Annotated in this window: 13 protein-coding genes and 1 tRNA gene; 7 read left to right on the top strand and 7 right to left on the bottom strand. The window is 55.8% G+C overall.

Annotated features, from left to right (window positions below):
- Nucleotide 1: 1 nt before the first annotated feature.
- The 5 genes from HS105_03170 (at nt 2) to HS105_03190 (ending at nt 4,207) form a co-directional block, all read left to right on the top strand.
- Nucleotides 2–718: a PilN domain-containing protein gene (locus HS105_03170; GenBank protein ID MBE7515601.1), complete on the top strand. Its 717-nt coding sequence runs from the start codon at nt 2–4 to the stop codon at nt 716–718.
- 21 nt (nt 719–739) lie between these two features.
- Nucleotides 740–1,417 carry a type 4a pilus biogenesis protein PilO gene (gene pilO / locus HS105_03175; GenBank protein ID MBE7515602.1) on the top strand — a complete coding sequence of 226 codons (678 nt, stop codon included), beginning with the start codon at nt 740–742 and terminating at the stop codon, nt 1,415–1,417.
- 32 nt (nt 1,418–1,449) lie between these two features.
- Nucleotides 1,450–2,247 (top strand): hypothetical protein, encoded by a 798-nt coding sequence (locus tag HS105_03180; GenBank protein MBE7515603.1) that lies wholly within the window; start codon nt 1,450–1,452, stop codon nt 2,245–2,247.
- Between the two features lie 97 nt (nt 2,248–2,344).
- Entirely contained in the window at nt 2,345–4,030 is a 1,686-nt protein-coding gene (gene pilQ / locus HS105_03185) for a type IV pilus secretin PilQ (GenBank protein ID MBE7515604.1), read from the top strand.
- A 12-nt stretch (nt 4,031–4,042) separates the two neighbouring features.
- Nucleotides 4,043–4,207 (top strand): hypothetical protein, encoded by a 165-nt coding sequence (locus tag HS105_03190; GenBank protein ID MBE7515605.1) that lies wholly within the window; start codon nt 4,043–4,045, stop codon nt 4,205–4,207.
- On the opposite strand, the gene HS105_03195 is transcribed toward HS105_03190, so the two are convergent.
- Entirely contained in the window at nt 4,204–8,811 is a 4,608-nt protein-coding gene (locus HS105_03195) for a VCBS repeat-containing protein (GenBank protein MBE7515606.1), read from the bottom strand. The genes HS105_03190 and HS105_03195 overlap by 4 nt on opposite strands.
- 248 nt (nt 8,812–9,059) lie before the next feature.
- Nucleotides 9,060–13,088: a VCBS repeat-containing protein gene (locus tag HS105_03200; protein ID MBE7515607.1), complete on the bottom strand. Its 4,029-nt coding sequence runs from the start codon at nt 13,086–13,088 to the stop codon at nt 9,060–9,062.
- Nucleotides 13,089–13,222: 134 nt separating this feature from the next.
- On the opposite strand from HS105_03200, the gene HS105_03205 reads away from it, so the two are divergent.
- Nucleotides 13,223–15,190 carry an ATP-dependent DNA helicase gene (locus HS105_03205; GenBank protein ID MBE7515608.1) on the top strand — a complete coding sequence of 656 codons (1,968 nt, stop codon included), beginning with the start codon at nt 13,223–13,225 and terminating at the stop codon, nt 15,188–15,190.
- Nucleotides 15,191–15,246: 56 nt separating this feature from the next.
- On the opposite strand, the gene HS105_03210 is transcribed toward HS105_03205, so the two are convergent.
- The gene (locus HS105_03210) at nt 15,247–15,495 is read right to left on the bottom strand and encodes a carboxypeptidase regulatory-like domain-containing protein (GenBank protein MBE7515609.1); all 249 of its coding nucleotides are present in this window, start codon (nt 15,493–15,495) and stop codon (nt 15,247–15,249) included.
- 92 nt (nt 15,496–15,587) lie between these two features.
- Between HS105_03210 and queD the strand changes: the two genes are divergently transcribed.
- Nucleotides 15,588–15,974 carry a 6-carboxytetrahydropterin synthase QueD gene (gene queD / locus HS105_03215; protein ID MBE7515610.1) on the top strand — a complete coding sequence of 129 codons (387 nt, stop codon included), beginning with the start codon at nt 15,588–15,590 and terminating at the stop codon, nt 15,972–15,974.
- 69 nt (nt 15,975–16,043) lie between these two features.
- Here queD and HS105_03220 read toward each other — a convergent pair.
- From HS105_03220 to HS105_03235, 4 genes are all read right to left on the bottom strand, one after another.
- Nucleotides 16,044–16,120 (bottom strand) — tRNA-Pro (locus HS105_03220).
- Between the two features lie 82 nt (nt 16,121–16,202).
- The gene (locus HS105_03225; protein MBE7515611.1) at nt 16,203–16,607 is read right to left on the bottom strand and encodes a hypothetical protein; all 405 of its coding nucleotides are present in this window, start codon (nt 16,605–16,607) and stop codon (nt 16,203–16,205) included.
- On the bottom strand, nt 16,604–17,122 hold the full coding sequence (locus tag HS105_03230; GenBank protein MBE7515612.1) for a hypothetical protein: 519 nt from the start codon (nt 17,120–17,122) through the stop codon (nt 16,604–16,606). Before HS105_03230 ends, HS105_03225 begins: the two co-directional genes overlap by 4 nt.
- Complete coding sequence (locus tag HS105_03235; protein ID MBE7515613.1) at nt 17,119–19,077, bottom strand: hypothetical protein; 1,959 nt, start codon at nt 19,075–19,077, stop codon at nt 17,119–17,121. Before HS105_03235 ends, HS105_03230 begins: the two co-directional genes overlap by 4 nt.
- Nucleotides 19,078–19,083: the final 6 nt, after the last annotated feature.

Here is a 19,083-nt window from a genome sequence, read left to right on the forward strand (position 1 = left end):
AATGATCAAGATCAATCTACTCAATTCCGTTACCGAACGCCAAAGCGGTACCGTTACAGCCGTCGATCGAAAGATCGCAAGCCCGGGAGCAAGACTCTTGGTGCTGTCGCTGGTCGTGGCTTTCCTGACCGTGGCCGTGATCGGTTGGGATGTGATAAGCAGTCAAATGGCGAAATCAGAAGCCGAACGCCAGCTAGCCGAGCAGAAGCAGATCGAACAGGAGCTTGCAACGGTGATCGCCGAGCAAAAGGACCTCGAACAAAAGATCCAGAATATCGACGTGCGTATCGAGGCCATCAAGAAGCTCAGAGCATCGCAGGCCGGCCCGAGCGCCGTGCTTGAGGCGTTGCGCGAGCGTATTGCGATGGTTCCGGGCCTTTATCTGCAAACCGTTGAACAGACAGGCGACCAGATGACCTTTACCGGAAGTTCTCCGGATGAGTCACAGGTAACGCAGTTCGGCCGCAGCCTGGAGTTCTCGAACGGTCTATTCTCAAATCTGAATATCGAAACGAGCCGGGCCGAGGTAGTCAACAACGCAGCTCCGCAAAAAGTGAATGCGACGGGCGAAGCACCGAAGATCGGTGTTGTCAACTTCACGATCAAGTGTGCATATACGCCCACAAAGGCGGCAGGCGCGAATAACAGTGTTCCGACCACGGCATCAGCTCCGGCCCAGGGCCAAGGGCAGACGCAGCAGCAGATAGCAAAGAATTAGCGAAAAGACGAGGAAACGATCATGTTGGAGAAGATAAAGAACCTGAAATGGCACTATCAACTGGCGATAATGGTTGGTGTTGCCTGCCTGCTGTACGGTGGCGTCTGGTACTTCGTGACCAGCGGAACCCGTGAAGAAGTTGCCAAGCTGACCGACGAGGTCGCCCAACTTCAGCAGAAGAATGAGACGGCACGTCTCGCCACCGCCCGCATCAGTGAGTTTCGATCGCTTTTCGAGACCAAGTCGGCTGAGTATGACGAGTTGAAAGTGCTGCTTCCCGAGCAGCGTGAGATCACGAACGTACTGCAGGGCCTTCAGGATACGGCGAACAGCAGCCGCCTGAGTGTGATGCGTTTCAGCCCGCGTGATGACGTGCAGCAAGACTCGATCATGGCAAAGCCGGTCGAGGTCGAGGTTGACAGCAACTTCAACAACGTCCGCGGATTCTTTGAAGCAATGGCGAAGCTGCCGCGTATCGTTTCGATCACGGATTTTCAGTTGAGTCAGCTTCCCAAGCAAACTGCCGAGAAAACCCTTCACGCGCGATTCGTGCTGACAGCATACTATGCGGCTCCGACAGATCTGAAAGGCGGGGCACCCACGGGCACTGCCGCTCCGGGAACCGCACCCGCAGGAGCACCTGCGAACGGAACGCCTGCACCTGCCGCACCGCCGGTCGCTCCGCCCGCCGCAAAATAACCTCAATAGACCATCGTTTCGGAAAAAAAGCCATGACGAACAACATCCTAAATCTCAGAAAAACCGCAGTTTGGGCCTTCGCGATCAGCGTTATACTCCTGAGCGGAAGCTACTTTGAAGCGAACGCACAGCGCGACCCGTTCCTGACGCCGAGCTATCAAAGGCAAAGGACGGACAAGCCTTCAGGAAATTCCGGTACGGCTAAGTCGGCCAAGCCCGGCCAAAGCGGTCCGGCTTTTTACGGCGCACCGGCGATAGAGGCACGCATCGACTACTACAAGCGGGTTCGCGAACAGGCCGCCGCGAACGGCCAGCCCCTGCCCAAGGTAACGAGTGTGCTGACACTTAACGAGCTTGCCGTCAGCGGCATCTTCAAAACGCCGCGCGGATATGCTGCGATCGTCGAAGCAACGCCGATCAAGCTCTCGTACACGATCTATCCGGGCGAAAAGTTCTTTGACGGGCAACTCGTAGCGGTTGAAGAGAACAGGCTTGTTTTCCGAAAGATCACAAAGACGGGGCCGAATAAGTTCGTCGCGTCGGTCGAGAACAAGGCTCTCCAGCAGTTCAATATGAGATCGCAGATACAGGGCACGGCACCTGCGAACCAACCTTCCGACAAGGATGTGCAGACAGCATCCGCCGCTGCTCCTGCGGGGGCTAATGCGGAACAGCAAGTCGATCGGCAGCCGTCCGCAGTCGTTCCGGCACACTCAGGCCCGATCGTTTCGTTCCTTGATGAGATGAACAGGGCACCGGCAGATACCGGTAAGGCTGCTGACAAGAAGGCCTCGAAAAAGCCGGCAAAGGTCGCAAAGAGCAATAAATAGTTTTGCGGTGATACTGCCGCATGCAGACAGCCGGCCGCGGCCGGTCGCATTTTAAGATGCCGACCTACATATCGGCACAGTCTTTAACGGAGGAAACATGAATTCTCTTACCCATTTACGCGAGATCGTCAAACGATCGGCTGCCGTCATAATGATCGCACTCGTCGTTGCCGTCTCAGCATTTTCTCAAACAGTTGACCCGCGATCGCAGGGGCTTCATTACGGGGACGCCGGATTTCGCGGCGAACCTATCAATCTTAGTGTCGTCAATGCCGACATTCGCGACATCCTCAGCTACATTACCGATCAGTACGGAATAAACTTCGTCATTGATAAGTCAGTGAAAGAAGTGCCGGTTACTGTCAAACTTAACGATGTGCCCTGGAACGTGGCCCTCGATTCGGTGCTTCAGTCGCAAGCTCTGAGTGCACAGGTCAACGGGAACATCCTTCGTATCGTCGATTCCAAGACACTCTCGGACGAGATCGACGTTCAAGCAAAACTTCGTGACGGCGCGATCGACGGATCGCCGCTCTACACCGAATTCCTGCGGCTGAACTACGCCCGAGCCTCGGGCACGTTGAGCGGTGCAGCGGGCGCGAGCAACCAGATGACCACCGGTACGTCGTCGATGGGCGGCGGCGGTGCAATGGCATCAGCCCCTTCGGGATCCGGTGCCGCAACGAGCGGCGGAGGGGCCGACCAAGGTATCCTTGGGATCGTCCAGAAGCGTTTGTCGCGCCGCGGAACCGTAGAGGTTGACGGCCGCAGCAACACGCTTATCATAACCGACGTTCGCCAAAACCTTGATGCGATCCGCCAGTTGGTCGCCTATCTCGATCAGCCTGAGCCGCAGGTCGAGATCGAGGCCCGCATAGTTGTCGCTACCCGCAATTTCAGCCGTGATATTGGCGTTCAGCTCGGTGCATTCGTCGCCGGGCCGCGCGGCAGTGCTTACGGCGGCGGTACATTGCCGAACGCTACGACCACCATTCCGGTTCCCGGAGGATATCCGGTGCCGCACATCAATAACGACCTCGTGTCAAAGATCGCCAATACCGCGATCGGCTTGACGACCGGCGTATTCGGCACGGCACAGTTGAGTGCCTTGATCACGGCAGGTGAGCAGAAAGGCGAGGCGAAGGTCATCGCAACACCTCGTGTTACGGCTCTTAACAACCGCCCCGCGGAGATCAAGAGCGGTACCAAAATTCCAATTACAACCGTCCAGCCGGGGGGAGCAGATGGTGGCCCGGTTATCCAAACTACAACTTATGTGGATGTCCCATTACGTCTAGCGATAACACCTCAGATCACCGACCTCGGCACCGTCATACTCAATGTTGTCGCAGAGAACAGCTCGACAGCGACCATTGTCGGCGGGGCGGCTCCGGCGATCAATACGCAGAGCATGACCACACAGGTAACGGTGCCCGATGGCGGTACGACGGTTGTCGGCGGCGTTCTTTTTGACGACGAGCGTGAAAGCCAGGACCGCACACCGGGCCTGTCGCGGATACCGATTCTCGGCAATCTTTTCAAGCGAAAGGGTGTCCAGCGTAATACGAACGAAATTTTGTTCTTCATTACGCCGCGCATCACGCATCCGCAGTCACCGGCCGATCAGAGCTCGAAGCAGACAAAGCCGGCTCCAATCCTTCAGCCCGTGCCGCTAGGCAATCCGCCTTCAAACTCGACACGGAATCCTGAGACGCCGCTGCCGAACGTTCAAACGCCTGTGGTCGCGCGTCCGGACGCGGTGCAAGGCCCCGGCAAACCGTAGGCCTCAGCAAGCGTGTTTCTTCCGAAAAGCCCGTCCGATAGAGCATCGGACGGGCCTTTTTATGTGATCGTTCGGCAAAAAAAGGACAGTGCCGCGAACGGCTCTGCCCTTTTGTGGTTTGATGTTCGCAACGGCACCGTCGCTTCGACGATGCCGCTGCAAAGCGTGCCGGGTTAGTTACCCGAGTTAAAGATGAGCGAGAATGCTCGGGCAGTGCCGGTGTCGCCACCGGCGTTGTCCGAGATGTTAACGACCCACGTTCCATCCGCGTTTTCGCCGTCAAAGGCAGACATCGGATTGTTCGGTGAGTAGTTACCCGAAGGGAACACAGCGCTCGTACCGCCTGCAGTATTACACGCCGTTTCGACCGCAGGTAGCCCGCCTTCATCATTCAGAAGGATGTTGGCGAGGTTGTTGTTGCTGCAGCCAACCGAAGTCGGTACGGGAACGCCCGGTCGATCGTAAACAGCCACGGTCGTACCGCCCAGTGACGTCACCTTGATGATGATATCGCCGACCCACGTGTGACTGATCCCACAGTTGACGTTACCGGACGTTCCGTCACATGTACCGCCGGAGACCTGATCGATGCTGAAGTTCAGATCGGAGATCGTACCGACGCCCGAGACGGGGACGTTGATGTTCACACCGGCGGGGTTGTTATCCGGGAAAGGGACATCCGGGCCGGTGTAGCTTACGGTCACAGAGCCGCCGCCGCCGCCACCGCTCATATCCGGCAGGAACTTGTACGGAACCGGTATGTCAGTTGCCACACCGAAGTTCGACTGGAAGGTACCTGCTGTCGAGCCGTTGACGTACCATGTGCCTCCGCGATAGACAGCGACATCGGCCGTGCCGTCACCATCGTAGTCGCCCGGAACTGCGATATCGCCGTTCTGGCCGAACGCGGTGTAGATGACCGATCCGTCACTGCTCTTGCGGATATACCATGTGCCGTCCGACGGGCGGAACACTGCAACATCTTCCTTGCTGTCGCCGTCATAATCCGCCGGTGCCGGTTGGTCGCCGGTCGCACCGAAGTCATAGACGTAGAAGTTGGTTGCGGGCGATCCCGTAGGTTTAGCTATGTACCACCGGTTCTCAGACGGACGATAAACGGCCAGATTGGTCTTGCCGTCGCCTTCAGGGTCGATAGCAAGAGGCTTGTCACCCGTAAGTCCGAACGGTTCAACAGTGTTCGAGTTGTTGCTGCTGTTGAGCACATACCAAACACCGGTCGATGGCCTGAAGACCGCCAGGTCGGTCTTGCCGTCGGCATCGTAGTCGCCTGAGACAGGGACGTCGTCAGGCAGGCCCCACGAGGTTGCCCTGAACACGTTACCGTTGCTCATAAGAACAAAGTAATCGTTGTTCGCCGGGTTAGCATCCGGACGGAACACTGCAAAATCGGTCTTGCCGTCACCGTCATAGTCGCCCGGTGCGATCGTGTCCGTTGCGAGGCCCCAATGCGTTGCCGAGAAGCCGTTAGTCGAGCCCTGCACATACCAGTTGCCTTCTGACGGGCGGAACACTGCAAGATCGGTCTTGCCGTCTCCGTCAAAGTCGCCGCGTGCACGCGTTGCGACCGCGCCGCAGGTATAGCCGTTGATGAATTCAACATCATCAATGTTGATGCCGGTCGCCCCGACCGACGAGTCGGATGCCATCCTCCAGCGGAACTGTACGCTCTGGCCATTTGCCGCTGCCGGCAGATTGACCTCAGTGCTTAGATAGCCCGCTGAGGTGCCGGTCCAAGCCTGCCTTCCGCCAAGCGGATTTTGGAACGAAGTGCTGAGCGTTCCGTTATAACCGCCGGATACGAAAGTGCCGCCCGCAGCAAGTATATCCTGCCATGTGCCTGCACCTATCTTGATCTCAAGAACCGCACCATCATAAGTGTTCTCAGTGGCGTACTTGTTCTTGAATTTCAGTTTGGCGCTTGCGGAGGTCACGTTGGTGCTCGGTGACACAAGCGATGCCATATTGACACCCGACGGGTCGTTCGCAAATGCGGAGTTCGGAGCCGTATTCGCTCCGGTTGCACTGGTCGTCCACGTGATGCCCGTTCCATTGTCCTGCGTCATCGTCCAGCCTGCCGGAAGCGCAGGGGCAGTAACGCCGTCAAAGTTCTCGAGGACGCCATTCGGGTTACCCAACACAAAGCTGCGAATAGCAGCGGGCTGTGCTCCGAGTGTGCTTGACACAACTATTGAGAGACTTACCGTGCTGCCGCATGCCGCATTGGGATCGACCGTGTACGGAATGTTCTGCGTTACGGTCTGACCGTCATTGATCGTTCCGTAGTTGATCGGCGAGCCGCCGTCGATCGTCACTGTAACGTTGGTGATCGGGGCGCCGGTATTCGGATTCTTGACACCGATCGCAAGGACAACATTCTCGCCCGGTTCGGGGAAGCCGTTGCCGTTGCCTGTGGAGTCCGAAACGCTGAAGGTATCGAGAGCCGCGTTCGGCGAGTCGAATGCCTCTGTAACGGACGAAGCTGTCTGAACACTTGCCGACCAGCCCATACCGCGGATACGGAATCCTTCTCTTACATCGGATGCATCTGCTGACGCAAGGTTTGCGTACGGCAGAGCGGCTGCAGCGGCGATGATAGCGTCACGCTCCTGAAGGAATGTAGGATTGAGCGGGGAAAGCTTCATACCGTCAGTAACGGCCTGAAGAACCGCCCGGTTGCCGTCGTCAAAGCCGCGACGCTGTACAAAGCGTGCACGAACTTCCCAAAGAGCTATCTTCCAGATCTCGCCCGCATTATGCACCTGCGAACAGCTGCCTGATGTGGCGATGACCGGGCTGCGGGGATATGCGCTGGAAACCGCATTTGACGGCGTTCCGAGCGTGGTATCGCAGTTCGAGTTGATGTGACCAAAGGTCAGCGGATTATACGGCTTATTGTTCGGGCCGCCCGTGAATGCCATAACGGCGGTCGGGAAGCGGCGAATTCCGTAGAAGTAATTTGCAGTAAAGCTGCCGCCAAGCTGATATGTGGCATAGCCGCCTTCTGTATAGACGCCGTTGATCGGGTCGGTCGGCGTTGAGGTCATAACGTGAGCGTACCAGTCGCCCCATCCTTCACCCATCATGCCGCCCTGGTTTCCAAGGCCGCTGCCGTTGCCGTGAATACGGTTCGACGTGCCGTGTGTTACCTCGTGGATGATGATATCAGCGTCGCCCGTGCCGTCACGATCTGGCGTCGGATAATCCCAAAGATACATCTGCATACGGCCGCGACTACCGTCTCCCGGAGTCGAAAAGTTCGCATTGTTTGTACCTGACGAATCCTGGCCTTCTGCCGAGACACGGTCGTTTCCGAGGCCGCCGTTGCCGAAATTGTCATTCTGGAAGTTACGCGCCGCCTCGTTAAAGCCGAGCTTGTAAAGCTCATCGTGATAACGGTTCATAACGTAGAACATCTGAATGACCGCTCCGCGCTGCGCTTCCGTCGTAAGCGGGGCGTCGCCCGGTGCCGGATTTCCCGGCGGCGGGTTCCATGTTGATGTAAATACACGGTTCGGGCTTCCGATCTGTGGGGCATCAACGCCGTTCGAGCCGTCGCGGTCGATACCAGCTTCAAGGTTGTTGCCGTCGGTCTTATTGTCGGCGTCATTGATCCAGCCCTTCTGGTTGAACGTCTGACCGTTCTCATTTCCGATAACGCTGATCGTATTTCGTGCTGTGATCGTTCCTTGCGTACCGAGAGCCGGATCATTTGGGCCCGGGCTGAGCGGTGCGGCGGAACTGGCGATCTTAGCCCACGTATTCGGCTGATTGTAAACCTCATACGTTGCGGGGACCGTGCCATCGTCATCGGTGATATTCTTGTGCCAGAGCACGGTATTGGTATTCGCATCAACGATCACATAGTAAGCGTTGACCGGCTGCCAAATAAGCACACGCCATGAAGGAACGGCAACGCCCGGCTCTGTCGGGAAGTACATCTTTTCGGCTGTCGTCGCCCAATCGCCTTCGCCGAAGACGACCTTATTTGCGCTCGATGCGTCGGCATTCATCACCTTTTCATCGGGGCGAAGCTCGTGCCGAATGTGCTGTGCCGCATTTTGAACGGCTACTGCCGGATCACCGAAATCGGTCGAAACGGAACCGTAGTTGATGCCCGGTGCCAAATTGTTGATAACACGGATAATCCGTCCGTCCCGGGTAAAGCCCGCTTTGACCTCACCACGGAAGACCGGGATATTGTTGATCCGCTGCTCAAGGTTGGCGAACGAAAGATTACCGTCAGGATTCGTGTAATCAGCCGTCGTTACAAGCTCATCAACCTGCTGAGATGTAACGCCGATCAGGTTATTGTTCTCTTTAACGAAGTTGCGAAGGATATCAGCGCCTTTTGCGTTCGACGGCGCAGAAAGCCACTCGATACGATCGCGATACACATCAGGCGATATCACCTCTGGAATGCGTATATCTTCGTTGTACTCGACCTTTACAGTGGGCATCCGCTGGCGCAGGGCACTCTCACCGTCCTTAAAGCGAGCACGTACATCGGAGACCAGTGCATCACTCGTACCCGCTCTTTGTCGAAGCTCAACGAGTTTATTCTGATCCTCCTTTGACTGCCGGATATCCCACATCTTCGGGATACCCTCATCCAAACTCGATGTCCGATGGAACAAGCCTACGCGTGATCCCGCGGATGAGCGAAAATAACTCGGCAGCACGGCCAACGCCGCGAAAATACCGAGTATCAACAGGCACAGCAAGAGGCCGCTACGCCTTTCTTTAGAGAAATTTCTCTGCATCTTAAAGCCCTCCTAAAAGCTTTTGTTCTATTGCGGCTACCTTCCTTTCGGGTTATTGCCGAAGGTGTTGAACCAAACATGATGTCCGCTGCAAAAAACGCAATCGCCGAATCTGGAAAATAGCAAGATCTCCAAATCGAACTAGTTCTTGGTTAGAAAACAACTCAGTTTTAACAGATTTCGGTCAAATCGTCAATGAAAAGTAACTGAGCCTATAAAAATTTCAGGCGGCCCTTTCGAGTGTTGGTTTAGGGCAAATATGACCGCGGGATTGCGAGGTCGCCTGCCAAACCGAAGGAATATGCGAGATAGCCGGCAGTAGAACGGTTCAAATACCAAATCCCGTTGCGGTAAACAGCCTCATCCGATCTGCCGTCGCCGTCATAATCTCCCGGAACCGGCACATCGCCACTCATCCCAAAGTGTGTAACAACATAAGCTCCGTCAGAACTGTTCAGCCTATACCAACGGCCGTCTGACGGCCTGAATACCGCAATATCTGCTTTGCCGTCGCCGTCATGATCTGCTTCGACAGGCAGATCACCATTCATCCCGAAGGTTTGGATGTTCACTGTTTCCGAGGAACTGTCGATCCGATACCAAACGCCTGTCGAAGGACGCCAAACGGCAATATCCGCTTTGCCGTCACCGTCATAATCATCCGAAACCGGCATGTCGCCGCTGAGGCCAAAGTGCTGGATCCTTACGGCACCATCCGACGACCTTCTTGAATACCAATCACCCGTCAAAGGCCGAAATACGAGCAGATCGCTCTTTCCGTCGCCGTCAACGTCTGCGGGTTTGGCGATGTCGCCGGACATGCCAAAATGGATCATATAGACTGCGCCCGTTCCGCTCTCAAACACATACCAATCGCCGCTGTCAGGACGAAAGACCGCGATGTCGGCCTTGCCGTCGCCGTCATAGTCGCCCGGTACGGGAACATCGGTCAAAATTCCGAAATGCGAAGCAAAGAACCCGGCACTTGATCGGTTCAGATACCAATTTCCTTCGCTCGGCCTGAAAACAGAGATATCCGTCTTACCGTCGCCGTCAAAATCCGCTCGCGCCCTTCTGCCGTTTGAGACTGAGCAAACATAACTGCCAATGATATGAATATCGTCGATGTTCCAGCCGCCGCCGGTCGGCGCCGTGTTGTTATCAGCCCCGAAACGCCATCGCAAGCGGAACGGCCGTCCCGCATTGATTGGCGGCAGTGCAGCTACGGTAGTGATGTAACCATTCGATGTGCCGCTCCACGCAGGACGGTTCGCGATCGGATTATTCGTTCCGTTGCCCAATATCGTGTCATAACCGCCTTGCCTGAAGGTGCCGCCTGCGGTAATGATGTCTTGCCAATCACCCGAGTCGATGCTGATCTCGAGGAGGCCGCCGTCCCATCCGGCCTCTGTATTGTACTTGTGCCTAAATGACACCATTCCTGACGGCGTGTCGATCGTGAACACCTCCGATGTAAGATCGGTGCCGCCGCCCACGCTTGCCGGGTCCGGTGCGAACGCTGAATTCGGAAGCGACTGGGCATCACCGGACACGGTAACAAAGCTCGAAGGCCCGCCAGTCGAGGTTGAGAACCATCCGTTCGGTATGGTCGGAGCAGTAACGGAATCAAAGTTCTGCGCGGCGGTGGCGATCGGCTGTCCTGTTGTCAGCGGCCTTGAGAACGATGTCGGCCCAAGGCTGCTTTCGACGTTTAATGTAATGCTGATCGTCGCTCCGCATGCCGTATCGGCCGGAACGGTAAAGGCGATCTCGCGGCTGACCGTCGCCCCATTAGCGAGGTTTCCGTAGCTCGCGGTTCCGCCGCCGACGAGTGATAGTGTTACATTCTGCGCAGTGTGGCCGGTCGAATTTGTGAGCGGTATGTTCAGTAGGATCGCTTCGCCCGGGTCCGGATAGCCGCTATTATTGCCCGTTGAGTCGTTAATGGAAATGGCCGGCTGCTGGAAAAGATTCGGCGAGTCGAATGCCTCTGTAACGCGGGTGTCGCCGGCTCCCGAGCCGTTATTTATGATCTTTGCGCTGATGCCGATGCCGCGGATCGCGAAACCTGCCCAAACGTCCTGCACGTCCGCGGCTGCGTCTGACGAGCCTGTCTGTGCCGCGGCGACGATCGCATCGCGCTCAGTGAGAAATGTCGGTGCCAGCGGTGCGAGCTTCATACCGTCGGTAACAAGCTGCAAAGCGCGTCGATTGCCCACTTCCCAGCCAAGCCGCTGCACCATTCGAGCGCGGATCTCCCAAAGAGCCGCACTCCAGATCTCGCCCAGATTGTGAACGGCATCGGCTGTGCCCGAACCATAAGGCCCGCGTTGGAACGCGCCGTCGCTTAGGTTCATTTGTGTCTGATCGGCATCCGCGAACGTCAACGGATTGTGAGGCAAGTTGCCGGGGCCGCCCGTGAATGAGCGAACCGCCATCGGGAAGCGCCGTATTCCATAATAATAATTTGCCGTGTAGGAGGGTGTAGCAAGATATGTGATGTATCCGCCCGTTGCATAAACGCCGTTTATCGGATCGGTCGGTTGGCTGAGGAGACTTTGGGCATAAAAATCAGACCAGCCTTCGCCCATTCCGCGTGACATATTCAGCGTCAGCCCCGAAGCGTTGCCGTGCAGCCGATTCGAGAGTCCGTGCGTTGCTTCGTGGACCACAACATGGCTGTCAAGATCACCGTCGAAGTCAGGGTCAGGCCCTGTAAAGATATACATCTGCATCCGGCCGCGAGAGCCGTCGGCCGGCGTCGAAAAATTCGCGTTGCCCGTTCCGTTGCAGTCCTGTGCTTCCGCCGATATCCGATCGCCGCCACTGCCGCCGCGGCCGAAATTATCGTTTTGAAAATTACGCGCTTGTTCGGTAAACCCAAGACGGTAAAGCTCGTCGTGATAGCGGTTCATCGTGTAGAATAGCTGCGTTACGACGCCTTTTTGATACTCGGAGAATCCATGCGGCTGCGGTATCTGATCACAAGGTGAAATGGGCTCGCCTGCGGGCACCGGCGAGTCGCCCGAATTCGTATTCGGATCACCTGGCAAATAGCTGAACGAAAATACCCGATTCGTACCCACCGCACGTCCGTTTGTTGTATCTACACCGTTTATCGTATCCCGGTCGAGGCCTGCTTCGAGATTGTTGCCGTCAGTCTCGTTGCCGCCGTCCGTGATCCAGCCAAGATTGTTGAATGTGTGTGGCGGTTCGTTGCCGATGAGCGTGATCTGCGTTCGGTTTATTCCCGAACCTTGCAGCCCGTTCGGAGATGTCGGGCCGGGTGTGAACGGAAATGGATTTTCAGCGACGTTCATTATTGCGGCCGAATTCGCATAAATGCCGTAGGTCGCCTGCTGGGTCTGCTCGTCAGCAAGGTCTTTGATCCACAATTTTGTTCCCGAATTCGCATCAACGATCACGTAATACGCCCCCTTAGGCAGCCAGATAAGCACCCTGTATGCAGGGACAACAACGCCGGGTTCGGTCGGGAAGTAGATCTTTTCGACTGTTGGTGCAAAGTCGCCTGTGCCGAAGGCGGAAATTGTTCCGGCGGTGTGCATCTCAGCGCCCGAGCCGAGATCTTTCGGGTCGATCGAGAGGGAGATCGCCGCGTACTCAACCGCTTTAAGCGGATCGCCGAAATCAGTCGGAACGCCCGCTGCGGAAACGGGTGCGAGGTTATTGATCACGCGGATCATCTCGCCGCGTTTCGTAAAACCTGCTTTTACGGTTCCTCGAAATACCGGCACGCCGTTGATCTCTTGCTCAAATTCAGCAAAGGACAGGTTGCCGTCCGGATTCGTATAGTCCGCAAACATTCGCAGTCCGTCGATCTGTAACGGATCAAGGCCGATAAGGGTGTGATTTTCTCTGAGGAAACCGCGAAGTATCTCAGAACGCTTCTGTTGCGATGCCTGAGTAAGGAACGCTCGTCCTTTTATCACATCGGAACCGATCACCTCGGGAATACGCAGGTCGCCGTTGTACTCGACCTTCAGCTCTTTCACTCGTTTTGATAGGGCTTTCTCGCCCCGCACAAAACCGTCGCGAATGTCCGCGATCTCAGCGGCAGAGATCTGTGCTGCGTTACGGTAGCCTGTCAATGCGGGGCCGGCGGCCGGGTCGGTGCGAATGTCGTAATAGACCGGCAGAACGGTTCGGCCAGCGGAGGCGGAACTCTTCCAGTTGGCCCCGATCATCAGAGCATTTGTGATACAAAGCCCTGCGATTAGTAAAAGGGCGTGACGGCGTGTGGTGCGGCGATACTTCATTCGCATTGGTTAGTAAGAAGCAGTGCCGAAAGTTAAAATGAATATACAAAGGCTCATGCCCGCTATTCAGTGGTTCGTTGGCACTTTATTGAAGGCGATTTTAGCAGAATGGGCACTGCAATCAAAGGGTTGCGATGAACGACGGTCAAGCTGAACAGCGTAAAAGTCTGATTGAAGAGATACTCGGCGTGGGCGGCCTGGTGTCGCGCTTTCACGATTCTTTTGAATATCGCGAGGGCCAGATCCAGATGGCAAATGCGGTCGCGAATGCACTGGAGGCCGGCCGCCATGCGATCATTGAAGCGGGTACAGGTACGGGCAAGACGCTTGCGTATCTGGTGCCTGCGATCTGCCATGCCGTCGAGTCGGGCAAGCGGATAATCATATCGACCGGCACAAAGAATCTTCAGGAACAGCTTATCGAAAAGGATATCCCGTTCCTTCAAGGCGTAATGGATGAGCGATACAAGGGATCGTACGCCCTGATGAAAGGCAGGGCGAATTATCTTTGCCTTTATCGGATGGCACGATCCGAGCACCAGCCTTTGCTTGACGGCATCGCCGACGTGGATCATTTCCGCGAAGTGCATCAGTGGGCGCGAACAACAGTATTCGGCGATCGTGCCGAGCTGACCCATCTGCCCGAAAATCTGACGTTTTGGAACAGGATCAATGCAAAGAGCGATACTTGTATCGGCCAGAAATGCCCTGAGTTCGAAACGTGCTTTATCACAAAGATGCGTTCGCGTGCGGAGGCGGCGGAGATCGTTGTGGTGAACCATCATCTTTTCTTTGCCGACCTGAACGTGCGGAACAATAATTTCGGACGCGTGCTGCCGGATTATGATGCGGTGATATTTGACGAGGCACATCTGATCGAGGACATCGCGGCGGATTACTTCGGGTTTCAAGCTTCGAATTACCAGATCGAAGAGATGGTCCGCGATGCCGACAAGCTTGAGATCACGGATGCAAACGCTACCGCCGCGATCTTGCGGATCGGAGCGAAGATCATTGGCATCGCGGATATCTTTTGGAACAAGTTCCGCCGCGTCGCGGCTGCCGAAGGGCGATTTCCCCTTGACGGCCGTCAGGAGGAGGTGAGCGAGGCACATTCGGCTCTCGACGCCGCACTCAATGAGCTTGAGTTGAAGATCGACTTTCATGCCGGCAAACTGCCCGACGCCGAGAACTTGGTATGGCGGATCAGACAAATGCGGTTCAGCCTCGCCTTTGTTATAAAACAGGACGACGGCAACTTTGTCTATTGGATCGAGCGCCGCAACCGCGGCATCTACCTGCAAGCGTCGCCGATCGATGTTTCGGGCCTCTTGAGCGAGAAGCTGTTTGACAGGGTTCGCAGCTGTATTCTTACATCGGCGACGATGTCCGCAAATACTGATTTCCGCTTCATCCGCGACCGGCTCGGCATTCCGGCGGCGAAGGCCGATACGCTGATCGCCGGATCGTCATTCGACTACGAATCGCAGGCGCTGGTCTATTTGCCGAAAGCGATGCCCGACCCGCGATCACAGGATTTTATACACGCGGCGGCGGACGAGATCGTCAAGATACTTCAAGTAACGCGCGGACGAGCATTCGTGCTGTGTACTAGCAACGCCTCGATGATATCGCTTCACGACGCTGTTTCGGGCCGTATCGGCCACCCATGCCTTTTGCAGGGAACGATGTCAAAAAGCGGGTTGATCGAGCAGTTCCGCGAGACAAAGGGAGCGGTTCTGTTCGCGACGCAGAGTTTTTGGCAGGGCGTGGACGTACGCGGTGAGCAGCTGTCGTGCGTGATAATCGATAAGCTGCCGTTCGCCGTGCCGACCGATCCGCTCGTTGCCGCACGGTCAAAATATATCGACGAGAACGGCGGCCGATCCTTTACCGATTACAGCATTCCGCAGGCGATCATCACGCTAAAGCAAGGGGTCGGCCGGCTTATCCGCAGCAAGGCTGACCGCGGCGTCATCGTCATCCTTGACCAGCGGCTGCGTACAAAGCCCTACGGTAAGATATTTCTCTCGAGCCTGCCGCGTATGCGCATAACGAACGACCTATCGGCCGTAGCGGCGATGCTCGACGAAGGTAAGTGAAGAGAAAAATGGCCGTCTTTGCAGACGGCCTCTAAACAGCGACCGCAGGCTTTCGCTTACTGGTCGGCGGTGATCCTCAGGTCGGTAACCTCATCGGTAACAGCGACTGTTTGCGGTTGGAACGTGTATCGCTTTGCAGTGGCCGTGATGACGTATGTTTGGCCCGACTCAACCTCGTCGAAACGAAAATACCCGAACGGGCCTGTGATCGTACGCAGGCTGTTGCCTGCCGCATCGGTCATCACGACCGATGCCTTTGAAACCGCCCTGCCGTTCACATCCGTAACGACACCACTGACCGGCATCAAGCCTCCACCGAGTGCCGGGCGAAAAAAATGAAATATTAAAGGTATCCTACTCGGAGTTTTGTTGATACTCACGTTAAAATATGGCGGTTATGGCGGCTTTTTTTGAAGTGATGATCGAGCGGAACTTTTCATCCGCTCACCAACTGCGCGGCTACAAGGGCAAGTGTGAGAACCTGCACGGGCACAATTACAAGGTCGAGATATTTGCTAAGGGCGAGGAGCTGAACAACATCGGCCTGCTCATTGATTTCGGCGACCTGAAGGCAGCCGCGGACGAGATCGTAAAATACCTCGACCATCGGAACATAAATGAGCTTCCCCCGTTCGATGAGGAGTTGAATCCTTCGGCCGAGAACCTCGCGCGCTACTTTCTCGAGTATCTGAATACGCGGATATCAGATGAGCGCGTCTCGGTTTACAAGGTTCGATGTTATGAGACGCCGACGAGCGTAGCGACTTATCAAGTGGACGAATGATATGAGCTTTTGCGCTAAATTGTTGAAATAAAAAAGGCAGCGGGCGTTCACCCGCTGCTTTTCTGTAAATGGTCGGGGCGAGAGGATTTGAACCTCCGACCTCACGGTCCCGAACCGTGCGCTCTACCAGGCTGAGCCACGCCCCGTTAAGTCAATCTACGAGTCTAGGGCAGAGGAACCGCTAAGTCAAACAATAGCCGCGCACTTTGCGAGCGGCCGCACGCTCCCTTACCTGACCGTTACCTTGAACCGGAAAGTGCCGCGCCACGGATCAGCCTTTTGACATTCCTGAACGGTCAACGTGTAATCGCCTTCCGCCGTCGGCGATATCTCGTTATTCGCGTGGCAGTCAGCCGCCATATCCTGCTCGTAGCCTGAGTGAGGCGGGCCTTCGACCCATATCGAAATGTAGTTCTTGCCGACATTCTCGATCCGCATCTCTTGGCCTGCCTTGACCCTTATCACGAAAACGCGCTTCTGCTTGTAGGACGACAACGTGCCCGTAATGACCTTTGCCGATTTGCCGCGCGTGAATGTGATGCGGGTTGGCTTTTGTGCCGGCACCGCTGCTGTGCCTGCAGCGATGATGAACATCGCTGCAGCGCCGATCATTAAATGCTTGATAGTTCTCATTGCTTTTGTTCGCCGTTAAATGGCAGCGGCGGCGGCTCTTCGCCCTCCTTGGGATATTCTTTGTTGATGGTGCCGTAGATCTTTATGATCTCGTCGATCCACGTCTTTGCCTCTTCATTCGCCGCATCGATCTTATACGCCCTGCGGTAATCGCCGAGCGCCGATGCGTACTGCCGTGCCTGGGTCAATGCCATCGCACGGTCGAAATATGCCTTTGACGCTTTCTTCTTCAATGCCTCGTCCGCGGGCTTTGCTTTTAGCTCCTTGTCTGCGGCCGCGATCGCCGAATCAAAGGCCTTTGTGTCGATCGGCGTGCCGCTTTGCGTCCATTTTCCCTTGGCCGTCGGTGCATCGGTTCCCGCGGGCGGGCCTTCGTTCGAGTGTGCGATGACAGACTCGGTTCGTGTATTCGCCGGCGGAGCGGAAGCGGCGTTGGTGTCCTGCCGTATAGGAGCCGCCGAGTTTGAGCACGCAGCGGCAAATGCCGCAAATGCAAGTATCGTCAAGTGTTTCATAAAGGTAATTTGTTATCGATATAGGGCCGCGCCTGCACGATGTAGATGCGGCCTTTTAGTATGCCCCATTCAATATCCTGCTGCTGTTTGCCGCCGAAAGCGGTCCGGATGCTTATCGCCGCCGCCGCAAGGGCGCGTGCTTGAGCATCGGTAAGGACGCGTTTGCGGCTGTCGGCGCATTTATCGCTCGTTTTCTTGAGGTCGCCGTTCGGGTCGAACTCAAGCGAGTTCTCCTGCTGAGACAGAGTCATAACTATGACGGCATTCGATCGCGGATTAAAGAGAACCTGCTCAGGGATGCCGTCATTATCGACGACCTTTGAGTTATGGCCGCATACGGCACTGATATAAACGGCGTCCTTATTGCGTTCGTCGAACGGGTCCTTTGTGATCATGACGCCGCCCTTTTCCATATTGACGCCGAGTTGGATAAGCGCCGACATATAGACATCCGATTGGCTGACATAATTGCGGACTCGGGCCTCATACGCCTGAAAATTCCACGTTGATGCCCACACCTTTTTGACGGCTTGAATGAGTTTTTCTTCATCAACGACGTTCGGAACGCTCGAATAAAGCCCTGCGCCGCTGAAGTTCGGCAGGTCTTCGCTGTTGGATGAACTGCGTACGAAAACCGGCTTACCGCCAAGCTGCGTCCTCCATCTTTCGATCACTTGCGACCGCAGCGTGTCGTCGAACTTCGCGGCTATCATCGCCGCACGAAATTCGTCGAGCTTTTGACGGCGGACGCGCGGATTGTGCACGAAATCATTGTCGTCCATCAGATCGAGCATCACCTTATCGAAGCCGTTATCCTTCATGAACTTGTCGTACCAATAGTACGGTACGGTAAAGCCGTCGGGTATCGTTACGCCGCGAATGCGTTTCGCCATCATCTCGCCGAGATTCGCTGATTTTGAACCGTAGCGGATGCTGTCCGCTTTTCGCATTTGTCCCAAGGGCATCAAGGCCGTTGCCTTAAGGTCGGCCGGCGGGATCACTTCATCGGGCGAGGTCGGCGGCGGTTCATTCGCCGCGACCCGATCAAAGCTGTAATCGGTCAGGTTCGCGTTCAGCTTGACCCAATATGTGTCGAGCGAGCGGAAGAGCTTATCGGCATCTTTGATATAAACGTTCGGTATGCCCCAGCCTTTTGCCAATATGTTGATGTGCGAGAGCGGCGATGACGGCTTTGCGACAATGATGCCGCGAACCGGCGGAAGGCTCGCTGGCAGTTCGCGGAGCACGAGTATCTCATTATCGCCGATCTCGACCGTGTCATCGAGTTTGTCGATTATGTGGAGCCGGCCGATGGCCTTGCCCGTATTAAGTGCCAGATAGGCTTGGTTGCGGTTGAGTTCGTCCTGAAGTATGCGGTCGATACCGATATTGGACGAAACATCTTCCTGCCGGATGGAATTGGGTTTGTAGAAAACTTTTTCGAAGAATGCCTTGTTTATCGCCGCATCAGCGATCTTGATCAGTTCAGCGGTTGCGAGGTCGCCTTCCCAAAGCTCCCAAGTGAACTTTTCGACGGGCTGCTGCCACGCAACGGTTCCGACTATGAAGCGGCGGCCTTCGTCCACGTAAACCGGCTTGAATATCTCAGAGCCGCGCGGTATCAGATAGGTCGCCAGCAGGAAGTCCTTGTGAAAACGGAAGCGTTGGCTGTTAATGAAATAGATCTTGTTATTCGAACGGCGGTCGATGACGAACATCACATGCGGGAGCGCGTACGGCGTGCCGCGATGATAGACGCGGGCTACTTTATCAAAGTCGGCACGCGAAGAGATCTTCGGCAGGGAATTGACATTCGACGCCGGCTTTGACGGCATTGCGCCTTTGGGTTCGCGCGTAGGCGTCGGTTTTCGCGACATCTGCGGGAACGCGGCGGACGCAAGGCCCAATACAACAACGAAAAGAAAAATGTTGGCTGATCTAAAGTGTCGGAACATACTGCG

Source organism: Chloracidobacterium sp. (assembly GCA_015075585.1).
Lineage (GTDB): Bacteria > Acidobacteriota > Blastocatellia > Pyrinomonadales > Pyrinomonadaceae > OLB17.